This window comes from Pseudomonas sp. SP16.1 (assembly GCF_052682975.1).
On record NZ_JBQYFZ010000001.1, the window covers coordinates 1,457,899 to 1,480,273 of the forward strand.

At 67.0% G+C, this 22,375-nt stretch carries 25 protein-coding genes; 16 read left to right on the top strand and 9 right to left on the bottom strand.

Annotation, left to right across the window (positions count from 1 at the left end):
* Nucleotides 1-21 precede the first annotated feature (21 nt).
* The 8 genes from ACUTAF_RS07070 to ACUTAF_RS07105 all read left to right on the top strand — a co-directional run bounded on the left by ACUTAF_RS07070 (nt 22) and on the right by ACUTAF_RS07105 (nt 7,263).
* Nucleotides 22-855 carry a substrate-binding periplasmic protein gene (locus tag ACUTAF_RS07070; RefSeq protein WP_445579303.1) on the top strand — a complete coding sequence of 278 codons (834 nt, stop codon included), beginning with the start codon at nt 22-24 and terminating at the stop codon, nt 853-855.
* A gap of 9 nt (nt 856-864) precedes the next feature.
* Nucleotides 865-1,218 carry a DUF4398 domain-containing protein gene (locus ACUTAF_RS07075; protein WP_445579304.1) on the top strand — a complete coding sequence of 118 codons (354 nt, stop codon included), beginning with the start codon at nt 865-867 and terminating at the stop codon, nt 1,216-1,218.
* Complete coding sequence (locus ACUTAF_RS07080) at nt 1,218-2,030, top strand: OmpA family protein (RefSeq protein ID WP_445579305.1); 813 nt, start codon at nt 1,218-1,220, stop codon at nt 2,028-2,030. The genes ACUTAF_RS07075 and ACUTAF_RS07080 overlap by 1 nt, the downstream gene beginning before the upstream one ends.
* Before the next feature lie 200 nt (nt 2,031-2,230).
* A complete protein-coding gene (locus tag ACUTAF_RS07085) occupies nt 2,231-3,700 on the top strand; it encodes an aminotransferase-like domain-containing protein (protein WP_445579306.1) in 1,470 nt (489 codons plus the stop codon).
* A 66-nt stretch (nt 3,701-3,766) separates the two neighbouring features.
* The gene (locus ACUTAF_RS07090) at nt 3,767-5,479 is read left to right on the top strand and encodes a vWA domain-containing protein (protein WP_445579307.1); all 1,713 of its coding nucleotides are present in this window, start codon (nt 3,767-3,769) and stop codon (nt 5,477-5,479) included.
* A complete protein-coding gene (locus ACUTAF_RS07095; RefSeq protein WP_445579308.1) occupies nt 5,476-6,048 on the top strand; it encodes an RNA polymerase sigma factor in 573 nt (190 codons plus the stop codon). The genes ACUTAF_RS07090 and ACUTAF_RS07095 overlap by 4 nt, the downstream gene beginning before the upstream one ends.
* A complete protein-coding gene (locus ACUTAF_RS07100; protein WP_445579309.1) occupies nt 6,045-6,686 on the top strand; it encodes a hypothetical protein in 642 nt (213 codons plus the stop codon). Before ACUTAF_RS07095 ends, ACUTAF_RS07100 begins: the two co-directional genes overlap by 4 nt.
* A 97-nt stretch (nt 6,687-6,783) precedes the next feature.
* Complete coding sequence (locus ACUTAF_RS07105) at nt 6,784-7,263, top strand: hypothetical protein (RefSeq protein WP_445582416.1); 480 nt, start codon at nt 6,784-6,786, stop codon at nt 7,261-7,263.
* Between the two features lie 10 nt (nt 7,264-7,273).
* Here the strand turns inward: ACUTAF_RS07105 and ACUTAF_RS07110 are convergent, their stop codons facing one another.
* A complete protein-coding gene (locus ACUTAF_RS07110) occupies nt 7,274-8,128 on the bottom strand; it encodes a LysR family transcriptional regulator (protein ID WP_445579310.1) in 855 nt (284 codons plus the stop codon).
* 97 nt (nt 8,129-8,225) lie between these two features.
* Between ACUTAF_RS07110 and ACUTAF_RS07115 the strand changes: the two genes are divergently transcribed.
* The 4 genes from ACUTAF_RS07115 to ACUTAF_RS07130 are packed head-to-tail and all read left to right on the top strand — an operon-like array spanning nt 8,226 to nt 11,153.
* Complete coding sequence (locus ACUTAF_RS07115; RefSeq protein WP_445579311.1) at nt 8,226-8,459, top strand: DUF1127 domain-containing protein; 234 nt, start codon at nt 8,226-8,228, stop codon at nt 8,457-8,459.
* Between the two features lie 21 nt (nt 8,460-8,480).
* Nucleotides 8,481-9,431, top strand: a complete 951-nt coding sequence (locus tag ACUTAF_RS07120; protein WP_445579312.1) for a DMT family transporter — start codon at nt 8,481-8,483, stop codon at nt 9,429-9,431.
* A gap of 13 nt (nt 9,432-9,444) precedes the next feature.
* A complete protein-coding gene (locus ACUTAF_RS07125; protein ID WP_445579313.1) occupies nt 9,445-9,927 on the top strand; it encodes a DUF3291 domain-containing protein in 483 nt (160 codons plus the stop codon).
* A gap of 32 nt (nt 9,928-9,959) precedes the next feature.
* Nucleotides 9,960-11,153, top strand: coding sequence for a winged helix-turn-helix domain-containing protein (locus ACUTAF_RS07130; protein WP_445579314.1), 1,194 nt, complete (start codon nt 9,960-9,962; stop codon nt 11,151-11,153).
* A gap of 33 nt (nt 11,154-11,186) precedes the next feature.
* Here ACUTAF_RS07130 and loiP read toward each other — a convergent pair whose 3' ends face one another.
* A complete protein-coding gene (gene loiP / locus ACUTAF_RS07135; RefSeq protein ID WP_445579315.1) occupies nt 11,187-11,942 on the bottom strand; it encodes a metalloprotease LoiP in 756 nt (251 codons plus the stop codon).
* A 168-nt stretch (nt 11,943-12,110) separates the two neighbouring features.
* A complete protein-coding gene (locus ACUTAF_RS07140; protein ID WP_445579316.1) occupies nt 12,111-13,457 on the bottom strand; it encodes a class II 3-deoxy-7-phosphoheptulonate synthase in 1,347 nt (448 codons plus the stop codon).
* Between the two features lie 165 nt (nt 13,458-13,622).
* Between ACUTAF_RS07140 and ACUTAF_RS07145 the strand changes: the two genes are divergently transcribed.
* Together ACUTAF_RS07145 and ACUTAF_RS07150 are read left to right on the top strand one after the other, a co-directional pair.
* Nucleotides 13,623-14,402, top strand: coding sequence for a spermidine synthase (locus ACUTAF_RS07145; protein WP_445579317.1), 780 nt, complete (start codon nt 13,623-13,625; stop codon nt 14,400-14,402).
* A 255-nt stretch (nt 14,403-14,657) separates the two neighbouring features.
* Nucleotides 14,658-16,373, top strand: coding sequence for a DEAD/DEAH box helicase (locus ACUTAF_RS07150; RefSeq protein ID WP_445579318.1), 1,716 nt, complete (start codon nt 14,658-14,660; stop codon nt 16,371-16,373).
* A 108-nt stretch (nt 16,374-16,481) separates the two neighbouring features.
* Here the strand turns inward: ACUTAF_RS07150 and ACUTAF_RS07155 are convergent, their stop codons facing one another.
* Both ACUTAF_RS07155 and ACUTAF_RS07160 read right to left on the bottom strand, forming a co-directional pair.
* Nucleotides 16,482-16,883, bottom strand: a complete 402-nt coding sequence (locus tag ACUTAF_RS07155; RefSeq protein ID WP_445579319.1) for a transcriptional regulator — start codon at nt 16,881-16,883, stop codon at nt 16,482-16,484.
* A gap of 88 nt (nt 16,884-16,971) precedes the next feature.
* Nucleotides 16,972-17,739 carry a DODA-type extradiol aromatic ring-opening family dioxygenase gene (locus ACUTAF_RS07160; protein ID WP_445579320.1) on the bottom strand — a complete coding sequence of 256 codons (768 nt, stop codon included), beginning with the start codon at nt 17,737-17,739 and terminating at the stop codon, nt 16,972-16,974.
* Between the two features lie 102 nt (nt 17,740-17,841).
* Between ACUTAF_RS07160 and ACUTAF_RS07165 the strand changes: the two genes are divergently transcribed.
* Entirely contained in the window at nt 17,842-18,501 is a 660-nt protein-coding gene (locus tag ACUTAF_RS07165) for a thiopurine S-methyltransferase (RefSeq protein ID WP_445579321.1), read from the top strand.
* Between the two features lie 117 nt (nt 18,502-18,618).
* Here ACUTAF_RS07165 and htpX read toward each other — a convergent pair whose 3' ends face one another.
* From htpX to ACUTAF_RS07180, 3 genes are all read right to left on the bottom strand, one after another.
* Nucleotides 18,619-19,491 (bottom strand): protease HtpX, encoded by an 873-nt coding sequence (htpX, locus tag ACUTAF_RS07170; protein WP_445579322.1) that lies wholly within the window; start codon nt 19,489-19,491, stop codon nt 18,619-18,621.
* 89 nt (nt 19,492-19,580) lie between these two features.
* Entirely contained in the window at nt 19,581-20,033 is a 453-nt protein-coding gene (locus tag ACUTAF_RS07175) for a hypothetical protein (RefSeq protein ID WP_445579323.1), read from the bottom strand.
* 6 nt (nt 20,034-20,039) lie between these two features.
* Nucleotides 20,040-21,251: a pyridoxal phosphate-dependent aminotransferase gene (locus tag ACUTAF_RS07180; protein WP_445579324.1), complete on the bottom strand. Its 1,212-nt coding sequence runs from the start codon at nt 21,249-21,251 to the stop codon at nt 20,040-20,042.
* Between the two features lie 309 nt (nt 21,252-21,560).
* On the opposite strand from ACUTAF_RS07180, the gene msrB reads away from it, so the two are divergent.
* Nucleotides 21,561-21,956, top strand: a complete 396-nt coding sequence (gene msrB, locus ACUTAF_RS07185) for a peptide-methionine (R)-S-oxide reductase MsrB (RefSeq protein WP_445579325.1) — start codon at nt 21,561-21,563, stop codon at nt 21,954-21,956.
* Between the two features lie 208 nt (nt 21,957-22,164).
* Here the strand turns inward: msrB and ACUTAF_RS07190 are convergent, their stop codons facing one another.
* Entirely contained in the window at nt 22,165-22,356 is a 192-nt protein-coding gene (locus ACUTAF_RS07190; protein WP_445579326.1) for a PA1571 family protein, read from the bottom strand.
* Nucleotides 22,357-22,375 lie beyond the last annotated feature (19 nt).

The following is a 22,375-nucleotide window of genomic DNA, read 5'->3' on the forward strand; positions in this document are numbered from 1 at the left end:
CGCATGAACCGAGAGTAGCCAATGCCCGAGCGTTGTCTGTTTAAGTCCCTGCTGCTGTGGTGCGCCCTGGCGCTGATGCCGGCAGCCGCCCTGGCGGTGGGCAAGTGCGAGCGCCTGGTGGCGACCGGCAATCCCGAGTATCCGCCCTACCTGTGGCGCGACCCGCAGAATCCGCAACAGTTGATCGGTGCCAACGCCGACCTGCTCAAGCACCTGGGCAAGGACCTCGGTCTGGTCATCGACGTGATCCATACCGGGCCTTGGTCGCGGGCGCAGGACGAGGTGCGCACCGGACGGGTCGACCTGATTGCCGGCGCCTTCCTTACCCTGCCGCGTCTGGAGCACATGGATTACATCCATCCGGCGTTTTTCTTCACCCCCAGCGTGGTGTGGGTGCGCAAGGGCGAAGCCTTCCCCTATGGTAGTTGGATCGATCTGCAGGGGCGCACGGGTGACACGCTGGTGGGCAACAGCTTCGGCCAGCAGTTCGATGCCTTCGCCGAGACCAATCTCACGCTGGAGGGGGTCTCCAGTCTTACCCAGGCGTTCCAGAAGTTGCTGCTGGGGCGCACCGACTACGTGCTCTACGAGCGCTATCCAGGGCTGGCGCTGGCCGAGACACTGGGCATGGACGACGATCTGGAGGTTCTTGAGCCGCCAATCTCCAGCGAAGGTCTGTACCTCACCCTGTCGCACAACTCGGCGTGCAACGAGCCCTGGCTGCGCGGGCAGCTGGCGCGCAAGATGACCGAATTGGTCGCCGCCGGTCTGCCCGAGCAGTTGCTGCAACGCAACCTGGAGCTGTGGAAGGCCCAGCAGATGCAACCCGACCCGGTCGGCGACGTCAATCAGTAGGAAGTTCTCGTGATCAATCGACCCCTTTGCGCGCTGCTGCTGGCGCTGGGCCTGACGGCCTGCGCCAGCGACCCGGCGCCCACCGAACAATTGCGCCTGACCGAACAGGCCCTGACCCAGGCCAAGGCCCTGGGCGTGGTTGGCGAGCAGTCGGAATCCCTGCGTCTGGCCGAGGAGAAGTTCGCTCAGGCGCAGGCTGCCCTGCAGGACGGCGAAAACAAGCAGGCGCGTCTGCTGGCCGAGCAGGCCGAGTTGGACGCCCGCCTGGCCGAGGCCGAGCACCTCAGCGACAAGGGACGGGAGCAGTTGGCCGAGCTGAACCAGCGTATTGGCCGTCTGCGCCAGCAGTTGGGGGGCATGTGATGAGTCGCTCGATGCGTATCGCTGGTTTGCTGCTGGCGGCCACCTGGCTGGGCGGTTGCGCGGCCAATCAGCCGGGTAGCGACCAGGCCCTGGAGGCGGCACGCGCCAGCTTCCAGAAGGTCAAGGAAGACCCCGGCGTGCTGCGCGCGGCGCCCAAGGACGTGATTCGCGCGGGCGAATCGCTGGCGCGGGCCGAGCGGCTGTCCAGCTACTGGGGCAGCGGCGACGATGTGCGTCACTATGCCTACCTCAGCCAGCGCTACGCCGACATCGCTCGGCAGCACAGCGAGATCGCCCTCAATCAGGAGCGTGTGGCCAAGCTCGAGTTGGAGCGTCAGCGCCTGCAACTGACCCTGCGCGAGGCCAAGTTGCTCAGCGTGCAGCAGCATAACGGCTGGCTGGAGGAGCAGATGGTCAGCCTCGCCGCCAGCGAAACCGAGCGCGGCCTGGTGATGACCCTCGGCGACATGCTGTTCGACGCCGGGCGCGCCGAACTGCAGCCGGCCGCCAATCGCACCGTGCTCAAGCTGGTGCAGTTCCTGCAAATCAACCCGCAACGGCGGGTGCGCATCGAGGGCTACACCGACAACACCGGCAGCGCCGAGGAGAACCTCGAACTGTCGCGCGCGCGGGCGCAGAGCGTGGCCGATCTGCTGGTGGACCTGGGCATCGACGCCAAACGCATCCAAGTGGTCGGCTATGGCGTCGACTTCCCGGTGGCGGAGAACGCCTCGGCGCGCGGGCGAGCACAGAACCGTCGGGTGGAGATCGTCTTCTCCGACGAGCGCGGTCAGCTCGGCGCCGAGCGCTAAGCCCGCCTGGCTGCATGCGAACCCCGGCCTGGCCGGGGTTTTTCGTTTCTGCTCTGCGCCTGTCTGGCCGTGATCGCCTGAGGCATAAGGCATACAGCTGTCGCACGGATACTGTATGGCCGACACTGTTCTGAACTGTGCCAGTACACTTTTGAGTAAATCGGCTACTGTTATGGTTCAGCGACCCGAAGGAGACGGCCATGACCAATCTGTTGCTCTATCAGCGTATCGCCCAACAGCTGGCCGAGGACATTCGACGTGGCGTCTACCAGCCGGGCGAGCGGGTGCCGTCGGTGCGCAAGATGAGCGCGCAGCTCAACGTCAGCCACGCCACCGTGCTGCAGGCCTACGCCAATCTGGAAGACCAGGGGCTGATCCGCGCACGTCCGCAGTCCGGTTTCTACGTGCATCAGACGCCGGCGCTGACCGCGCCCACCCCGGATATCGCGCGGGTCGAACGCCCCGGCCTGGTCACCCGCAGCAGCATCATCAACCAGGTGCTCACCGAGTCGCGCCGCGAGGGGGTGTTTCCGCTGGGCGCGGCCGTGCCGCACGTCGACTACCTGCCGGTGCGCGCGTTGCACCAGCAACTGGCCAAGGTCACCCGTTTCCATAGCCCGCGCGCCTTCAGCTACATGTTCAGTCCTGGCTTCGAACCGTTGCGCCGGCAGGTGGCGATCCGCATGCGCGACGCCGGGGTGATGGTCGACCCGTCCGAGGTGGTGATCACCCATGGCTGCGTCGACGCCCTGCAGATGAGCCTGCGCGTGCTGACCCAGCCGGGCGATCTGATCGCCGCCGAGTCGCCGACCTATTACGGCCTGTTGCAGCTGGCCGATCTGCTCGGCCTCAAGGTGATCGAGATTCCCAGCGACCCGACTACCGGCATCAGCCTGGAGGCCTTGCAGCTGGCGGCCAACCAGTGGCCGATCAAGGCGCTGGTGCTCACCGCGCGGCTGTCCAATCCGCTCGGCGGCACCATTCCCGAGGAGCGCCAGCGCCAGTTGCTGCGCCTGGCTGACGATTACGACATCCAGATCATCGAGGACGATATCTACGGCGAGCTGATGTTCGAGCAGGGGCCGACCAAGGCGCTCAAGTCGCACGACCGCGACAGCCGGGTGATCTACTGCTCGAGCTTCTCCAAGACCCTCTCGCCCGGCGTGCGCATCGGCTGGATAGTCGCCGGCAAGTACCAGGACGAGATCCAGCGCCTGCAGACCTTCACCACTCACTCGGCGTGCAGCGTGACGCAGATGGCCGTGGCCGCCTACCTGGAGAATGGCGGCTACGACCGTCACCTGCGTTTCATCCGCCAGGAGTACCGCAAGAACCTCAGCGCCTTCCAGCTGGCGGTGCAACAGTATTTCCCCGAGGGCACGCAGATGACCCGACCCAAGGGCGGCTTCATCCTCTGGGTCAGCCTGCCGGTACGGGTCAATACCAAGGATCTGCACGTGCGCGCATTGCAGCAGGGCATCTCGATCGCGCCGGGGCTGATTTTCAGCAACACCGAACAGTTCAACCATTGCGTGCGGCTGAATTGCGGCATTCCGTGGAACCGCGAGGCCGAGCGCGCGCTGATGACCCTCGGCATGCTGGCCGGCCAGCTGTGCCAGGAGGTGAGCGGCGGCTTGTCGCTGGAGCGGGCGGGCGGCGTAGCGGTTTAACCCGAATCGGACAGGGGCTGCGTCTACCTGAGCGAAGGTTCCATGCCATTGCTCAGGAGCTGCATCATGTCCGCTTATTCCGTACTGCTCGTTCGTCCACTGGCCGCCGGTTTGGCAGCCGGGGTGTTGCTCGCCCTGACCGCCTGCAGCGCCTCGGGCCCCGAACCCGAGGCGCAGGGCAAGCCCGCCGCCCCGGCCGCCACGCTGCACGACAGCCTGGCGCCGCCGCTCGCCGCCGAGGTGCGCGCCGGGCTGACGCGCAAGCGCGAGCGCCTGCTGCCCAACCATGTCGCCCCTCTCCCCAGCCCCATGCTCGATACCCAGCCGCCGGGCTATCGCGACGTGCCGCGCGAACAGTACCAGGCCTATGCGGATAACCCCGTATTCGCCGTGGCGGAGACGCCGGTTTCCACCTTCAGCATCGATGTCGACACCGGCAGCTACGCCAACGTGCGGCGCTTCCTCAATGGCGGGCAGCTGCCGCCGAAGGACGCGGTGCGCCTGGAGGAGTTGGTCAATTATTTCCCCTACGCCTACCCGCTGCCGACGAGCGATGCGCCCTTCGGCGTCGGCACCGAACTGGCGGTCACGCCCTGGAACCCCGAGACCCGCCTGCTGCGTATCGCCATCAAGGCCGTCGATCGCAGCGTGGATGAGCTGCCGCCGGCCAACCTGGTGTTTCTGGTCGATGTCTCCGGCTCCATGCAGCGCCGCGAGGGCCTGCCGCTGGTGCAGGGCACGCTCAAGCTGCTGGTCGAGCAGTTGCGCCCGCAGGATCGCGTATCGCTGGTCGCCTATGCCGGCGCCAGCGAGGTGGTGCTGGACTCCACGTCCGGCGGCGACAAGGCGGCCATTCGCGCGGCCATCGATCGGCTGACCGCGGGCGGCTCCACCGCCGGCGAGTCGGGCATCCAGCTGGCCTACCAACAGGCGCAGCAGCACCTGATCGACGGCGGCATCAACCGCATCCTGCTGGCCACCGATGGCGACTTCAACGTCGGCATCAGCGACTTCGACAGCCTCAAGCAGCTGGCCGTCGACAAGCGCAAGAGCGGCGTCTCCCTGACCACCCTGGGCTTCGGCGTGGACAACTACAACGAGCGCCTGATGGAGCAGCTGGCCGATGCCGGCAACGGCAACTACGCCTATATCGACAACCTGCGCGAGGCGCGCAAGGTGCTGGTCGATCAGCTCGGCTCGACCCTGGCCACGGTGGCCAGCGACGTCAAGCTGCAGCTGGAATTCAACCCGGCCGAGGTCAGCGAGTACCGCTTGCTGGGCTACGAGAACCGCGCGCTGAAGCGCGAGGACTTCAGCAACGACAAGGTCGACGCCGGCGATATCGGTGCTGGGCATACGGTCACCGCGCTGTACGAGCTGGTGCCGGCCGGTGCCAAGGGCTGGCTGGAACCGCTGCGTTATCAAGCCACTGCCCAGACTGAGAGCAAGACCGGGGAACTGGCCTGGCTGAGGATTCGCTACAAGGCGCCGGGCGAGCAGAGCAGCCGCCTGCTGGAGCACCCGATCGCGCGCGCCGAGGAGCGGCCGGTCGCGGCGGCCAGCGAGGATCTGCGTTTCGCCGCGGCGGTGGCCGCCTTCGCCCAGCAGCTCAAGGAGGGGCGCTATACCGGTGATTTCGATCTGGCGCAGAGCATCGCGCTGGCCCGTTCGGCCAAGGGCGAGGATCGTTTCGGGCTGCGCGGCGAGTTCATCCAACTGGTCGAAATCGCCCAGAGCCTGCAAACTTCCGCTTCCACACCCGCACGAGTTCGGCAGTGAACGCACCTCTCACGGACGACGACGCCGCGCTGCTGCGGCATTACCGCGGCGGCGATGCCGCGGCCTTCGACGAGCTGTACCGGCGCCACCGGCTGGGCCTGTTCCGTTTCCTGCTCGGCCTGTGCGGCGATCACGCCCTGGCCGAGGAGGTGTTCCAGGAAACCTGGATGAGCCTGGTGCGCAGCCGGAGCGAGCAGCGCGAGGCCGTGCTGTTCAAGACCTGGCTGTACCAGATCGCCCGCAACCGGCTGATCGACCACTGGCGCAAGAACGGCAGGCACCAGGCTGGCCACGACGCATACGATGAAGGCCAGCACGCCCAGCCGGACCCGCAGCCGGGCCCGGAGCAGCAGCTCGGCCTGAGCCGCGACGGCGAGCGCCTGCAGGCCGCGCTGGCGGATCTGCCGGCCGATCAGCGCGAGGTGTTTCTGCTGCGCGCCCATGGCGACCTGGAACTGAGCGAGATCGCCGAGCTGACCCATACGCCGGCCGAGACGGTCAAGAGCCGCCTGCGCTATGCCCTGCAGAAGTTACGCCGGCTGCTGGCCTGCGAGGAGTTGTCCGCATGAAGCATGATCGAGACCCCCTGGAACACGAGCAGGAGTTGCTGGCGCACTTTCGTGCCCATGGCGGCGGCGAACCCTCGGCCGAAATGGATGCGCGAATCCTGGCGGCGGCCAGTGCGGCGGCTCGCGAGTCGGTGCGGCAAGCCGCGGATGAACCCGGGGCTGGCTTGGCTCAGCGCCTGCATCGATGGCTGTTCGGCAGCGGCCGGCAGCGTTGGTCGGTGGCCCTGGCGGGGCTGGCCTGCGTCGGCATCGGCGTCAGCCTGACCTGGCGCACGCTGGAACGCAGCCCGGACGCCTTCGATACCGTGCCGCCGGCGGCGGTGAGGGCGCCCGCGCGCGAAGCGCTTTCGCGGCAGTACGCCGCTCCGGCGGCGCCTGCGCCGGCCGAGCGCAAGAAGGAGGCGCCGGCGCTACGCATGCAGGCCGCGCCCGCGGCGAGCATGGCCGATACGGCTGTCGAGGAATCTGCGGCGCCGGCCAAGGCCGAACCACGCGACAACCTGCTGCGCCTGTTAGGGCTGCGGCGTGCCGGTGAGGAGGAGAAGGCGCAGCGCCTGTTCGAGCAGCTGCGTGCCGAGCATCCGCAGCTGGACATCGAGGCCGAGCTCGGCCGCCTGGAGGACGAATCCGACCGATAGCTCATGGTCGTGAGTAAAAGCACTGTAAGCCCACTTGCCAGGCGCTCGCGACAGGAAGAGCATGGCACTTTCCCGTTGCTGAGTTCCGTTGTTGTCGATGAAGCGTAAGCGTATTGGTTGTCTGCTGTTGTTGTTATCCCTCGGCTTGCTGGGCGCCTGCGAGCGTGAGCCGGCGGGCGCCCAAACGGGTGCGCCGGCGCCTGTGGAGAGTGCAGCCCCCGTTCAGCGGCCGGCGCCCGTGTCCGCACCACCGGCCGTCGAGCCCGCCACGCCAGCCCGGCCGACAGCGGTCAAGGCGGCGCAGCCGGTCGAGCCCGGTCCGCAACCGAGCGTTCGAGCGGCCGAACCCGAGCCGCAGGTCGCGCTCGATCTGAGCCTGCCCGAGGAGTTGCTCGAGCCCCTGCCTGCGCAGGTGGGCGGCGCCGAGCTGCCGCCATTGCTGCCGCCGCTGTTCGTCGACAAGAGCGAGCAGGGCAATCCTTTCCAGCTCAGCGGCAGGCTGCTCAGCAACGAGCGGATCGACGACTACTGGGAATCCATCGAAGGCGCCGAACTACAGTTCGAGTTCAAGCAGTAATGGGCGCCTCCTAGAGACGAAAACCTTCCACGATATGTTCGGCCAGGCACTCGGTGACGGGCGACTGGCTGGCTTCGTTGCGCAGCAGCACGATGCTCGCCGAGGGCATGGCGGGCAGGCCCTCGGCCTCGCCGATGATGCGCATGTCCGGCGTGATCAGGCTCTGCAGCTGGGCAGTGATGGCCAGGCCGGCGCTGACCACCGCCATGATCGCCGACAGGCTGGGGCTGGTGTAGGCGATGCGGTATTCGCGCTGCATGGCGTCCAGCGCGTTGCAGGCCCAGGAGCGGCAGAAACACTGCGAGTTGAACATCGCCAGCGGCAGCGGGTCCTGTTCATGTGGGCTGAAGCCCTGCGCCTCGGCCCAGACGATGCGCTCCTGGCGCAGCAGCTGGCCGATCTCCTTGCCCGGCTCGCGGGTCACGATGGTCAGGTCGAGGTCCTGACGCTGCAGCAGCTGGAAGGACGGCTCGCAGTGCAGCTCCACCTGCACCATGGGGTAGGCCTGGGCGAAACGCGAGAGGATGCCCGGCATGAAGCGCATCACGTAGTCGTCCGGCGTACCGATGCGCATGGCGCCGACCATGTGCGGTTCGCGCAGGGTGGTCAGCACCTCACCGTGCAGCTTGAGGATGCGCCGTGCATAGCCCAGCAGCAATTGGCCTTCGGGGGTCAGGCGCACCTGACGGCCATCGCGTTCGAACAGCGGGCGCTGCACCACGTCGTCCTCCAGCCGTTTCATCTGCATGCTCACCGCCGACTGGGTGCGGTTGACCGCTTCGGCGGCGCGGGTGAAACCGCCGGTGTCGGCGATGGCGACGAAGCTGCGCAGTAATTCGGTATCAATACCGGGGTGGTAGGCCATTCATCAATCTCCAAGATGGATAGCATAAGAAACATTCGTTGGATTGATCTTAAGCCCGGCGCGAGACTGGCGCCAACCCCACAGGGAGGGCAAAGAGATGAAAGGTCAGAAAGGTTATGCCGTTGCTCATCCGCTACAGGTTCCCGGGCTGCACGCAGGGGCCCGGCTGCGGGCGCTGGGTCGCCAGCTGCGCCGCTGGTGGCAACTGGCCGAGCAGCGTCACCGCCTGGGCATGCTCGACGAGGCGGCGCTCAAGGACATCGGTCTGAGTCGGGCCGATGCGGTGCAGGAAAGCGAGCGGCCGTTCTGGGATGATCCGCTCAAGCGTTAAATCGTAATCTGGAGTGGCTGAATGGGTACGACGCGCAAGGGCGCCGATTGCTTTCTGTTGCAACTGATGCTGTTGCTGTGCGCCGTCTGGGGCAGCCAGCAGGTGGCGATCAAGCTGGCTGCCGCTGACATCGCGCCGCTGTTGCAGGTGGCGCTGCGCTCGGGAATCGCCGCGCTGCTGGTCGGTGCGCTGCTGCTCTGCCAGCGCGGCTGGCGCACCTGGCTGCCCTGGACCTGGCGTGCCGGCCTGCTCACCGGCGCGCTGTTCGCCCTGGAATTCTTCTTTATCGCCCATGGTCTGCAGTACACCTCGGCGTCGCATATGGCGGTGTTTCTCTACACCGCACCGATCTTCTCCGCGCTGGGCCTGCACCTGCTGCTGCCCAGCGAGCGCCTGCGCAGCCTGCAGTGGCTGGGCATCGCCCTGTGCTTCGGCGGAGTGGCGATGGCCTTCGGTGGCGGCGGCAACTGGGCGGCGCTGGATGGTCGCATGCTGCTGGGCGATGTCCTCGGCCTGTGCGCCGGCATGGCCTGGGGCGCCACCACCGTGGTGGTGCGCGCCTCGCGCCTGTCCGAGGCGCCGCCGGCCCTGACCCTGTTCTATCAGCTGGCGCTGGCCTTCGTGCTGCTGCTGGGCTACGCCTCGCTGTTCGTCGAACTCCCGCCGGTGCGCTGGACCCCGGTAGCCATCGCCAGTGTTCTGCTGCAGGGCGTGGTGGTGTCCTTTCTCAGCTATCTGGCCTGGTTCTGGCTGCTGCGCCGCTACCTGGCGTCCAACATGGCGGTGTATTCCTTCATGACCCCGCTGTTCGGCGTGAGCTTCGGCGTGCTGGTGCTGGACGAGCCGCTCAGCCTTAACTTCGTCATCGGCGCGCTGCTGGTGCTGGCGGGCATCAGCCTGGTCAGCGGCGATACCTGGCTGCGCCGTCGCCTGGCGCCGCGTCGCGGTGGCGTCGAACAGTTCGATGGATAGACAAGGAGTGCCCATGTCCCGTTATCACCTGGCCCAACTGAACATCGCCAGCCTGGCGGCGCCGCTGGACTCGCCGCAACTGGCCGACTTTGTCGCCAATCTGGCGCCCATCAACGCGCTGGCCGAGGCGTCGCCCGGCTTCGTCTGGCGTCTCGAGGACGAGGGCGGTGACGCCACCGCGCTGCGCCCGTTCGGCGAGGACGTGCTGGTCAACATGTCGGTCTGGCGCGACATCGAGTCGCTGGCCGACTACGTCTACAAGTCCGCCCATACCGAGATGCTCAAGCGTCGCCGCGAGTGGTTCGTGGCGCAAAAGTCGGCGCACATGGTGCTCTGGTGGGTGGCTGCCGGCCATCTGCCGAGCCTGGCGGAGGCGGCCGAGCGCCTGCAGCGGCTGCGCAGCGAGGGGCCGACGCCTGCGGCCTTCAGCTTTCGCCAGCGCTTCCTGGCGCCCGACGCGCAGCCATCGTTGCCGTTGGAACTGGCGCGCGACTAGTCTGGGCGGACCGCCAAACCAGCGAGGGCCGCATGTCCGATTCACTCTCGATCGCCGACGCTCGTCGCCTGGCCCTGGCCGCCCAAGGCTTCGGCCGCACCACGCGCGGCAAGGTCGGTCGGCGCCAGTTGCTGAACCAGCTCGAACGCCTTGGCGTGGTGCAGATCGACTCGGTCAACGCGCTGGTGCGCTCGCACTACCTACCGGCGTTCTCCCGGCTCGGCCACTATGCGCCCGAGCTGCTCGACCAACTGGCCTGGGGCAAGCCGCGCCAACGCGCGCTGTTCGAATACTGGGGCCACGAAGCCTCGCTGCTGCCGCTGGACGTCCATCCCTTGCTGCGCTGGCGCATGCGTCGGGCGGCGCAGGGGCGCGGCATCTACCGGCAGTTGGCGGAGTTCGCTGCGCAGCGTGGCGAGGTGATCGCGCGGGTGCTGCAGGCGGTGCGCGAGCAGGGTGCGCTGGGCGCCGGCAGCCTGTCGAGCCGCCAGCAGCGCGCCGGCCCCTGGTGGGACTGGAGCGAGGAGAAGCACGCGCTGGAATGGCTGTTCGCCGCGGGCCAGGTCACGGTCGCCGGGCGCCGCGGCTTCGAGCGCCTGTACGATCTGCCCGAACGGGTGATTCCCGCCGCCGTCCTCGCCCAGGTGGAGCCGGACGAGGCCGAGGCGCAGCGCCGTCTGCTGCTGCGTTCGGCCGAGGCGCTGGGCGTAGCGACCGAGAAGGATCTGCGCGACTACTACCGGCTCGACGCCACCGACTGCAAGACGCGTCTGGCCGAACTGGTGGAGGCGGGCGAGTTGCTGCCGGTTGCGGTGCAGGGCTGGCGGCAGCCGGCCTATTGCCGTGGCGAACCGCGCATCGGGCGGCGAATCAAGGCCAGCGCGCTGCTGTCGCCCTTCGATTCGCTGATCTGGGCGCGTGAGCGCACCGAGCGGCTATTCGGCTTCCGCTATCGCCTGGAGATCTATACCCCGGTGCACAAACGCGTGCATGGCTACTACGTGCTGCCGTTCCTGCATCACGAACGCCTGCTGGCGCGTGTCGATCTGCGCAGCGAGCGGGCGCAGGGGCGCCTGGCGGTGCATGCCGTGCATCTGGAGGAGGCGGTATTGAACGAGGAGGCACGCCTGGCGCTGGGTGAGTCGCTGCAGGGCCTGGCGCGCTGGCTTGGACTGGAACAGGTGTGGCTGGCGCCGGGTGTGGCGCACCGGCATCTGCTGGGTTAGCAGGGACCGCCGGAGCGGCCCCTGGCTGCGGCCTTACTTGGCCGCCAGGCGGGTGCGCATGTTGTCGGCGCGCTCGCTGGAGCCGGGGTGCGAGGAGAACATGCTGCTCTCGCCGCCGCTGAGCTTGGCCAGTTTCTCGAAGGCGCTGACCAGGCCTTCGCGCGGGATGCCGCGCTGGCCCAGCAGATCGAAGGAGAAGTTGTCCGCGGCGGTCTCCTGGCTCTGCGAGAACTGCGCGTTGACCAGCTGCTCGCCGAGGGCGCCGATCTGCGAGCTGGACAGCGCCGCGACGGTGGCGTTGCCCGAAGAGGCGGCGGCATTGCGCGCGGCGGCCGTGGCATAGGCGGTCTGCATGGCCTTCTTAGTGTGGCCGAGGGCGACGTGCCCCATCTCGTGGCCGAGCACGCCTTCCACTTCGTTGTCGCTCATCAGGTCCATCAGGCCGCTGTAGACGCGCACGCAGCCGTTGGCCATGGCCCAGGCGTTGACCTCGTCGGCCAGGTAGACCTTGTAGGTTACCGGCGTGCCGTTGACCTGCTGGCCGAGGTTGCCGGCGATCTTGTCCAGGCGCTTGCCGTAGGTGCTATCCGGGTCGGCGATGTTGGCCGAGGCGTCCATTTCGGCGCAGGCCTGGTCGGACATGTCCTTGACCTCGGCATCGCTCAGGGTCGCGGCCTGCACGGCCATCAGGCCGGATTGCAGCATGGCGTCGGGGGACATGTTCTGGCAGCCGGTCAGCAGAACGGCGCCGGACAGGGCGAAAGCGGAGAGGTTGGTACGCAGTTGCATGAATCATCGTCCTTGTGTGTGATGTGGCCGCGAGTCCTTCCCGGCGGGTACTGCTGTTCGGCACCTGGTCGGCGCTCGCGTTGGGGGCCGGCATTATGCCGCAATCGCTGGCGAAAAGCCTGCGAGCCGGTTGGCGAAGCGGGCGCCGCGGATGGCGCCCGGGGGATTTCAGCGTCTGACCTGTTTCAGCGTCTCGGCGATCATGAAGGCCAGCTCCAGCGACTGGTCGGCATTCATCCGTGGGTCGCAGTGGGTGTGGTAGCGATCCGACAGGCTGTCTTCGGTCACCGGCCGCGCGCCGCCGATGCACTCGGTGACGTTCTGCCCGGTCATCTCGATATGAATGCCGCCGGCGTGGGTGCCCTCGGCCTGGTGCACGGCGAAGAACTGCTTGACCTCGCTGAGGATCTGCGCGAAGTCGCGGGTCTTGTAGCCGCTCGAGGCCTTGATGGTGTTGCCGTGCATGGGGTCGCTGCTCCACAGCACCTGGCGCCCTTCGCCCTGGACCTTGCGCAGCAGGCGCGGGAAGTGCTGCTCGACCTTGTCGGCGCCCATGCGCACGATCAGGTTGAGGCGGCCCGGGTCGTTGTCCGGGTTGAGCACATCGATCAGGCGGATCAGCTCGTCCGGGTCCATGCTCGGGCCGACCTTGACGCCGATGGGGTTCTCGATGCCGCGCATGAATTCGACGTGGGCACCGTCCAGCTGACGGGTGCGGTCGCCGATCCACAGCATGTGCGCCGAGCAGTCGTACCAGCGCCCGGTGAGGCTGTCCTGGCGGACGAAGGCCTGTTCGTAATTCAGCAGCAGTGCCTCGTGGGCGGTGAAGAAGCTGACCTCGCGCAGTTGCGGCGCGCTGTCCATGCCGACGGCGCGCATGAAGGCCAGGGTCTCGTCGATCCGATTGGCCAACTGGTGGTACTTCTCGGAGAGCGCCGAGTTGGCGATGAAGTCGAGGTTCCACTGGTGCACCTGGTGCACATCGGCGAAGCCGCCCTGGGCGAAGGCGCGCAGCAGGTTGAGGCTGGCGGTGGCCTGGTGGTAGGCCTGCAGCAGGCGTTCCGGGTCGGGCGCGCGGCTGGCGGCGTCGAAGCCGATGGCATTGACGATATCGCCGCGGTAGGCGGGCAGGGTGACTCCGTCGATGGTCTCGCTGCCGGCCGAGCGCGGCTTGGCGAACTGGCCGGCCATGCGTCCGACCTTGACCACCGGACAGCCGGCGGCGAAGGTCATGACGATGGCCATCTGCAGCAGCACCTTGAAGGTGTCGCGGATCTTCGCCGCGGAAAACTCGGCGAAACTCTCGGCGCAGTCGCCGCCCTGCAGCAGGAAGGCGCGGCCCTGAGTCACCTCGGCGAACTGTCGGCGCAGCTCACGCGCCTCGCCTGCGAACACCAGCGGCGGATAGCCGGCCAGGGTGTGCTCGACGCGGGCCAGATGGGCGGCGTCGGGGTATTCGGGTTGCTGCTGGATGGGCTTGCCTCTCCAGCTCTCGGGGCTCCAGGCGTGCGACATGCTGCGTCTCGGTTGATCAGGCGAATCGGCATGTTAACCGATAAGCCCGGCCTGCCGCAGGCACCGTGGCCGCGCAATTATCGCGTGACCGGGCGCAAGGCTTCGCCGACAATCGGCGCCGTCGTCCAGGCGTGGGGCCGGGAGCGGACAGCAGGAGTGAGGGCGATGCCGGGATTGCCGCCGAGCGAAGAGATGCAGAAGCTGGACGAAGTCCTGCTGGCCGAGGTGCGCGACGCCTTCGGGGTGATCCGCGTGGTGCAGATCGGCGCTTATCGCTTCCTCGAGTTCGGCGAAGCCATCGAGCAGAGCTGCGTGTTCACCGCCGACCCGAGCTGGCTGGAGTACGACTACACCCGCGCCATGTTGCTCGGCGCGCTGTGCCACGAGGCGCCGGAAACCGCGCTGTTTCTCGGTCTTGGCGCCGGCAACCTGACCCAGGCCTGCCTGAAGTTCCTGCCGCTGGAGGATGTCGAGGCCATCGAACTGCGTCCCGACGTGCCGCGTCTGGCCATGGAGTTTCTCGGTCTGGACGACGACCCGCGCCTGACCATCCGCATCGGCGACGCCACCGAGCTGCTGGCCAGCGCCGAAACCGCCGACCTGATCTTCCTCGATCTGTATACCGACCAGGGCCCGGGGACCGGCCACCTGGCCTGGCGCTTTCTCGAGTGCTGCCGGGAGAAGCTCAACCCCGGCGGCTGGCTGATCATCAACCAGTGGGCCGGCAACGACGGCAAGCCGCTCGGCGCGGCGCTGCTGCGCGGCCTCTACCATCGCCACTACTGGGAGTGCCCGGTGAAGGAGGGCAACGTGGTGCTGCTGATCCCCGCCGATCTCCAGCAGCAACTGGATCTCGGCCGCCTGCAGGCGCGCGCCGGCGAGCTGGCGCCACGGCTGGGCTATTCGCTGCAGCCCTTGATCGAGGCCTTGCGCCCCGCCAGTTGAGACGCCGCTCGGCAGGCGATTGCGCCGCCAACTGCAAAAACTGCCACCTGTGGCAGGAATTTCCGGTATAGTGCGCGCCGGCCAATTCTCTGGCCACGTTCAGGTAGCGCAAATCGCCCGGAGCCCGACTTCGGCAGCCAGTCCCCCGCGGACTATCCTTGACGATTCACTTTCATCACGTCTTCGCAAATCCCCGCCGAACCAGGCTGCCAGGGTGACCCACAAGGTCTTACACGGCATGCGCAGCTTTGGAACATGGGTCTTTGCGGATGCACTAGAGGCAGACCCATGACCCAGGAAATCGGCGGCTTCGCCGCGCTCGGACTTCACCCCAATATTCTCGCTGCTCTGACCGCCGTCGGTTACGAAGAGCCGTCGCCGATCCAGGCGCAGGCCATTCCGGTGATCCTCGCCGGCCACGACATGATCGGCCAGGCGCAGACCGGCACCGGCAAGACCGCCGCCTTCGCCCTGCCGCTGCTGTCGAAGATCGACCCGGCCAAGCGCGAGCCGCAGGTGCTGATCCTCGCCCCGACCCGCGAGCTGGCCCTGCAGGTGGCCACCGCCTTCGAAACCTACTCCAAGCAGATGCCGGGCGTGAACGTGGTCGCCGTCTACGGCGGCGCGCCCATGGGGCCGCAGCTCAAGGCCCTGCGCATGGGCGCGCAGGTCATCGTCGCCACCCCGGGGCGCCTGGTCGACCACCTGCGTCGCGACGACAAGGTGCTGTCCACCATCGCCCACCTGGTGCTCGACGAGGCGGACGAGATGCTCAAGCTGGGCTTCATGGACGATCTGGAGATCATCTTCGAAGCCATGCCGGCTAGCCGCCAGAGCGTGCTGTTCTCCGCTACGCTGCCGCACTCGATCCGCGCCATCGCCGAGAAGCACCTGCGCGAGCCGCAGCACATCAAGATTGCCGCCAAGACCCAGACCGTCTCGCGCATCGAGCAGGCGCACCTGATGATCCACGCCGACCAGAAGACCAACGCCGTGCTGCGTCTGCTGGAGGTCGAGGAGTTCGACGCCTTGATCGCCTTCGTGCGCACCAAGCAGGCCACCCTGGATCTGGCCGCAGCGCTGGAGGCCAAGGGCTTCAAGGCCGCCGCGCTGAACGGCGACATCGCCCAGGCCCAGCGCGAGCGGGTGATCGACTCGCTCAAGGATGGCCGTCTGGACATCGTCGTCGCCACCGACGTCGCCGCCCGTGGCATCGACGTACCGCGCATCACCCACGTGTTCAACGTCGACATGCCGTACGACCCGGAGTCCTACGTGCACCGTATCGGCCGTACCGGCCGTGCCGGCCGCGACGGCCGCGCGCTGCTGCTGGTGACCCCGCGCGAGCGGCGCATGCTGCAGGTGATCGAGCGCGTCACCGGGCAGAAGGTCGGCGAGGTCAAGCTGCCGAACGCCCAGCAGGTGCTCGATGCCCGCATCAAGAAGCTCACCAGCGGCCTGGCGCCGCTGGTCGCCGATGCCGAAGCCAGCCACGGCGAGCTGCTCGACCGTCTGACCGCCGACATCGGCTGCAGCCCGCGCGCCCTGGCCGCGGCCCTGCTGAAGAAGGCCACCAACGGCCAGGCCCTGGATCTGGCCAGTGTCGAGCGCGAGCAGCCGCTGGTACCGGGCGTCGGCGGTGCCCCGCGCGAGCGTCGTGAGCGTGACGGTGAGCGCGGTGGCGAGCGTGGCGAATACCGTGAGCGTCGCGCGCCGTTGCCGCTGGGCGAAGGCCGCGTGCGTTGCCGTACCGCGCTGGGTACCCGCGACGGCATCGCCGCGAAGAACCTGCTCGGCGCCATCCTCAACGAGGGCGGCCTGGCCCGCGAAGCCATCGGCCGCATCCAGATCCGCGAGACCTTCAGCCTGGTCGAACTGCCGGAAGACGGCCTCGATCGTCTGCTGGGCAAGCTCAAGGACACCCGCGTCGCCGGCAAGGCGCTGAAGCTGCGTCGCTACCGCGAGGATTGAGTCCGAGCGCACAGCGGGCCTCGAGGGGCCTGCGGCTGCAAGACGAGAACGCCGCGACACCTTACCGGGTCGCGGCGTTTTTTATGGTGTTCGCGCGCACGTGGTCGGTCAGCTCGCCTCGCCGAGGTTGGCCCTGGTCGCGAGGCGGTCGAACACCTCCGGCGTCAGCGCCGCCTCGCCGGCCTCGTCGAGCACTTCGCGCGGATGCTCGCTGCCGGGAATGCTGCTGTCGAGCATGCTCAGCAGTTGTGCACCGCGCGGGGTGAGGACGAAATTCTCGCCGTTGCCGCCCTCGTTTTCGGGGCGCGCTTCGATGAAACCGCCTTCCAGCAGTCGTGCCTCGTAGCGGGCGGCTTCGGCGCGCAAGTGGTCGAGGTCGTCGATATGTTCGCCCGCCTGTTCCAGCTCATTGGCCAGTTCCTCGGCGTAGCGGCGCGGGGCGAAGGCTTTGCCGGCCGAGTTCTGCGCTTCGTGCAGCAGGCGTTCGATCAGATCCCAGTAGTAGGTCATGGCGGTCTCTCCGCAACGATGGGCTTACAGCTTCCGACTTCGTCGCCAGGGCAGAGGTTCGACCTGGATGCCGCATGGTGGGGCGTTGCTAGCCGAAGCGGTAGATGTCCATTCCCAGCGCGCCATAGGTGAAACCCGAATGTTCCAGCTTGAAGGCGCCGCCGGCGCCGCGGGCAAAGAACAGCGGCAGCAGGTGCTCGTCCGTGGGGTGGTTGCGCACGGCGTGCGGGGCCTGCTGGCGATAGCGGTGCAGGGCGCTTTCGTTGTCCTCGGCGAGCCTCTCCACCATCCAGTCGCGAAACGCCCTGGCCCAGGGCGCGACCTGCTCGGGGCCGGCACGCCAGTCCAGTTCGGCGAGGTTGTGGGTGATGCTGCCGGATCCGATCGGCAGCACGCCGTGCTCGCGTAGGCCGGCCAGCGCGCGGCCGATGCGGGTCTGCTGTTCGGGGCCGAGGCGGCTGGGCAGCGACAGCTGCAGCACGGGGATGTCGGCGGCCGGGTACATCAAGGACAGCGGCACCCAGGCGCCGTGATCGAGCGGACGTTGCGCATCGAGCGCGGCCGCGAGACCAGCATCGCTCAGGTGCTCGGCGATTTGTGCGGCCAGCGCCGGGGCGCCGGGCGCGGGATACTGCACGGCATACAGCGCGGCAGGGAAACCGCCGAAATCGTGCCAGGTCCGTGGCTGTGCGGCGGCGCCTAGCAGCAGCTGCTGGCTTTCCCAGTGCGCCGAGACCACCAGCACGGCGCGTGGGCGCGGCAGCTCGGCCGCCAGCCTGGCGAGGGCTTGACCGCTGGCGCCGGGCTCCAGCGCGAGCATGGGCGAACCGTGGGAGATGAACAGCGAAGGCAGCATGGCGCTAACTCCTGGAGTAGGATGCTGTCATCTTGGTGGCTGGACCTATCGGATTCCAGCATAAATTCTTGAGCCTTATCATCGATTTACCTGGAGGTTTGTGTGCACGATGGTTTCTGGCAGGAGCGCTGGGCGCGTGATCAGATCGGTTTCCATCTGGATCAGGTCAATCCCTACCTGCAGCGGCATTGGCCCGCGCTGGAGGTGCCTGTCGGCGCCCAGGTGCTGGTGCCGCTGTGCGGCAAGAGCCTGGATCTGGCCTGGCTGGCCGGCCAGGGGTATCGCGTGCTCGGCGTGGAGCTGGCGGAAAAAGCGGTGGCGAACTTCTTTGCCGAGCAGGGCCTGCAGCCGCAGATCTCCCGACGAGGCGCCTTCAAGGTCTATCGCGCCGGCGCGCTGGAGCTGTGGTGTGGCGATTTCTTCGCCCTGCGCGCCGAGGACGTTGCCGAGTGCCAGGCGCTGTACGACCGTGCCGCGCTGATCGCGCTGCCGCCGGAGATGCGCGCGCGCTATGCGGCGCACCTGACGGCGATTCTGCCTAGCGGCTGCCGCGGCCTGCTGATCACCCTGGACTACCTGCAGAGCCAGATGGACGGGCCGCCCTTCGCTGTCGGCGACGACGAGGTGCAGGGGCATTTCGCCGCCGGCTGGCAGGTAATGACGCTGCAGCGCGAGGACGTGCTGGCGGGCAACTGGAAATTCATCCGCCACGAGCTCAAGGCGCTTGATGAGGTGGTCTACCGTCTAGACAAGCGCGGGTAGGGTGCAAAAACGCCTCGCGCTGGCGACGGCCCGAAGGGGCGAGGCCCCTGGATGTTCAGGGCGGGGCACGAATATAAAAAAGGCGACCCGAAGGTCGCCTTTATCAAGTGCGGGCGATCAGCCCAGGCGACGCAGCGCCTCGATGCGATCTTCCAGCGGCGGGTGGGTCATCAGCAGGCCGGCCAGGCCGTTCTTCAGGCCGCCGTTGATGCCGAAGGCGGTCAGGCTGTCGGGCATGTGCACCGGCACGCCCTGTTCGGCGCGCAGGCGCTGCAGCGCGGCGATCATCGCGCCGGTGCCGGCCAGGCGGGCGCCGGCTTCGTCGGCCTTGAACTCGCGCTTGCGCGAGAACCACATGACGATGATGCTGGCGAGGATGCCCAGCACCAGCTCGGCGAAGATGGTCGCGACGAAGTAGCCGATGCCGTGGCCGTCTTCGTTCTTGAGGATGGCCTTGTCGACGAAGTTGCCGAAGATGCGCGCGAAGAACATCACGAAGGTGTTCACCACGCCCTGGATCAGCGCCAGGGTGACCATGTCGCCGTTGGCCACGTGACCGATCTCGTGGGCCAGCACCGCGCGCACCTCATCCGGCGAGAAGCGCTCGAGCAGACCCTGGCTGACGGCGACCAATGCGTCGTTCTTGTTCCAGCCGGTGGCGAAGGCGTTGGACTCGTAAGCCGGGAAGATGCCGACTTCCGGCATCTTGATGCCGGCGTCGCGCGCTAGTTCCCCGACGGTCTGCACCAGCCACTGTTCATGGCGGGTGCGCGGCTGGGTGATGATCTGGGTGCCGGTGCTCATCTTCGCCATCCACTTGGAGATGAACAGCGACACCAGTGCGCCAGCGAAACCGAACACGGCGCAGAAGACCAGCAGGCTGCCGAGGTTCTGGCCGGTGTAGCGATCGACCCCCAGCAGTTTGAGGGTGACGCTGGCGATGACCAGCACCGCCAGGTTGGTGGCCAGGAACAACATAATGCGCATCATGGTGTGAACGAACTCCTCACGGGGAAAGACGTACGAGTAATGCCGGCTATATAAGGGCGCCCCCCTGGGGGTTTCAACCGGCGACTATTTCAAACTATGTCCCCTGGGGCGTGCAGTGCGCTCTCGAACAGCAGGCGGGTCAGCCGCGCGATGCGTTCGCCATGGCGCTGCGCCAGTGCTTCGCGCAGCTGGAAGGCGAGGGTGGCGTGCACTCGGCGCACGCTTGGCGGCAGCGTATCGCCCTCGCGCAGGGCATGAGGGACGGCGCGTGACAGGCGCAGGAAACCCTTCTCGGTGAGCACCGCCTGGTCCAGCGCGTCGTAGGCGATGGTCGAGTCGAAGCGGATGTAGCCTTCCTCGGCCAGCCACAGCAGGGCGCCGAGGCAGGCCTGGTGACGCTTGCTGGGCAGGCCGAATTCATCTGGCTCCTCGCGGCCGATGAGGTCTTCGACGTACAGCGCCAGCTTGCGCGGGAACGCCTGGTAGAGCAGCAGCAGGCCGCCGGCCGCGTCCTTGTAGAAGTCGTCGATCTGCAGATCCATGCCGGCCTACTGGCTATAGCCCTTGAGGAAGTTGCCGATGCGGCCGATGGCCTGCTCCAGGTCGTCGACGCGGGGCAGGGTGACCACGCGGAAGTGATCCGGCCAGGGCCAGTTGAAGGCGGTGCCCTGGACGATCAGCAGTTTCTCCGACAGCAGCAGGTCGAGGACGAACTTCTCGTCGCTATGGATCGGGCAGACCTTGGGATCGATCCGCGGGAAGGCGTACAGCGCGCCCATGGGCTTGACGCAGCTGACCCCGGGAATGTCGTTGAGCAGCTCCCAGGCGCGGTTGCGCTGCTCCAGCAGGCGGCCGTTGGGCAGCACCAGGTCGTTGATGCTCTGGTAGCCGCCGAGCGCGGTCTGGATCGCATGCTGGCTGGGGACATTCGCGCATAGGCGCATATTGGCCAGGATGTCCAGGCCCTCGATATAGCTCTGCGCCTTGTGCTTTGGCCCGGAGATGGCCACCCAGCCGGAGCGGAACCCCGCCACCCGATAGCTCTTGGACAGGCCGTTGAAGGTCAGGCACAGCACGTCCGGTGCCAGCGAGGCGGTGCTGATGTGCACGGCCTCGTCGTAGAGGATCTTGTCGTAGATCTCGTCGGAGAACAGCACCAGGTTGTGCTGGCGCGCCAGTTCGACGATATCCAGCAGCACTTCCTTCGAATACACCGCGCCGGTGGGGTTGTTCGGGTTGATCAGCACCAACGCCTTGGTGTTCGGCGTGATCTTGGCGCGCATGTCGGCGACGCCGGGGAACCAGCCGGCCTGCTCGTCGCACAGGTAGTGCACCGGCTTGCCGCCGGCCAGTGCCACTGCGGCGGTCCACAGCGGGTAGTCGGGTGCCGGGATCAGCACCTCGTCGCCGTTGTTGAGCAGTGCCTGCATGGCCATAACGATCAGCTCGGACACCCCATTGCCGAGGTAGATGTCCTCGATGCCGACGCCTTCGACCTGCTTCTGCTGGTAGTACTGCATCACCGCCTTGCGCGCGCTGAACAGGCCCTTGGAGTCGCTGTAGCCTTGGGCTGTGGGCAGGTTGCGGATGACGTCCTGGAGGATTTCTTCCGGCGCCTCGAAACCAAACGGAGCCGGGTTGCCGATGTTCAGCTTGAGGATGCGATGACCTTCCTCTTCCAGGCGTTTGGCGTGCTTGAGCACCGGCCCGCGGATGTCATAACAGACGTTGGCGAGCTTGTTCGATTTGCTGACCTGCATGTATGGGATCCTGAGCGATGGATAACCCGCTGAATCACGCTGCAAAAGTCTCGTGGCGGAGAACCTTTGCAGCCATGTAACGCGGGTGACAGACTGGCGTCGAATCATACGTGGCGGTCTGGGCGCGGCAAAGGTGCCGCCCCGGCTTTTTTATGGCCTGCCATGCCTGGCGGCCACCCTTCGGGCCGTCGCTACGCGACGTTAAAAATGGCTCCCGGCCGTTTTTTCAGGCGTTGTGGGCTGCCGCCACACTTAGGCCAAGGCGCCATGCCGCTGCGGTCCGACTTATATCGAGGAGGAATCTGCCCCGTGGACAAGCTCGAAAAACCCCTGGAGGCCTGGCGCGAGGAACTGTCGCAGGAGCAGTTTCATGTCTGTCGCTTGGGCGGCACGGAGCGGCCCTTTACCGGCGAATATCACGACAGCAAGACGCCGGGCGTCTATCACTGCGCCTGCTGCGGCGCGGCGCTGTTCGACTCGGATGCCAAGTACGACTCCGGCAGCGGCTGGCCGAGCTACTTCCAGCCCGTCAGCGACGAGGCGATCGCCCGGCTCGACGACTTCAGCCATGGCATGCACCGCATTGAGGTGAAATGCGCCCGCTGCGATGCCCACCTCGGTCACGTGTTCCCCGACGGGCCGCGGCCGACCGGGCTGCGCTACTGCATCAACTCGCTGTCGCTGAAGCTGCTGCCGCGCGAGTAGGGCGCGTCACAGCGCAAATGTCGGAACGGCTTAGGGTGGGTTAGCCGCCTGTCACCCTTGCCGAGTACGCCAGTACACCTGCAGCGGCGTAACCCACCATAGGCGCCACGCGCTCTATCTCCTGGTGGGTTACGCGGCGCACCACCTCATTCGTGGCTGCAAGATTGGCGTTCAGCGCCGCTAACCCACCCTACAGGAGTCCGACAGTTCATGATTGAGGTGACACTGGCGCGGGCATCGCTTGTAGGATCTTTTCTAGTTCACCGCAGGCCTGCTGGATCATGCCTTCGGTGATCGGGACTTCGCGGCCCTGGCCATCGATGATAAAACCGCCCACCGGCATCTGTGGACGCTTGGCCGGGGTGGCGGGGCGTTGGGCGGCAGTGTCGTGCAAGCTCATGGCCTGTCTCCTCATCAGT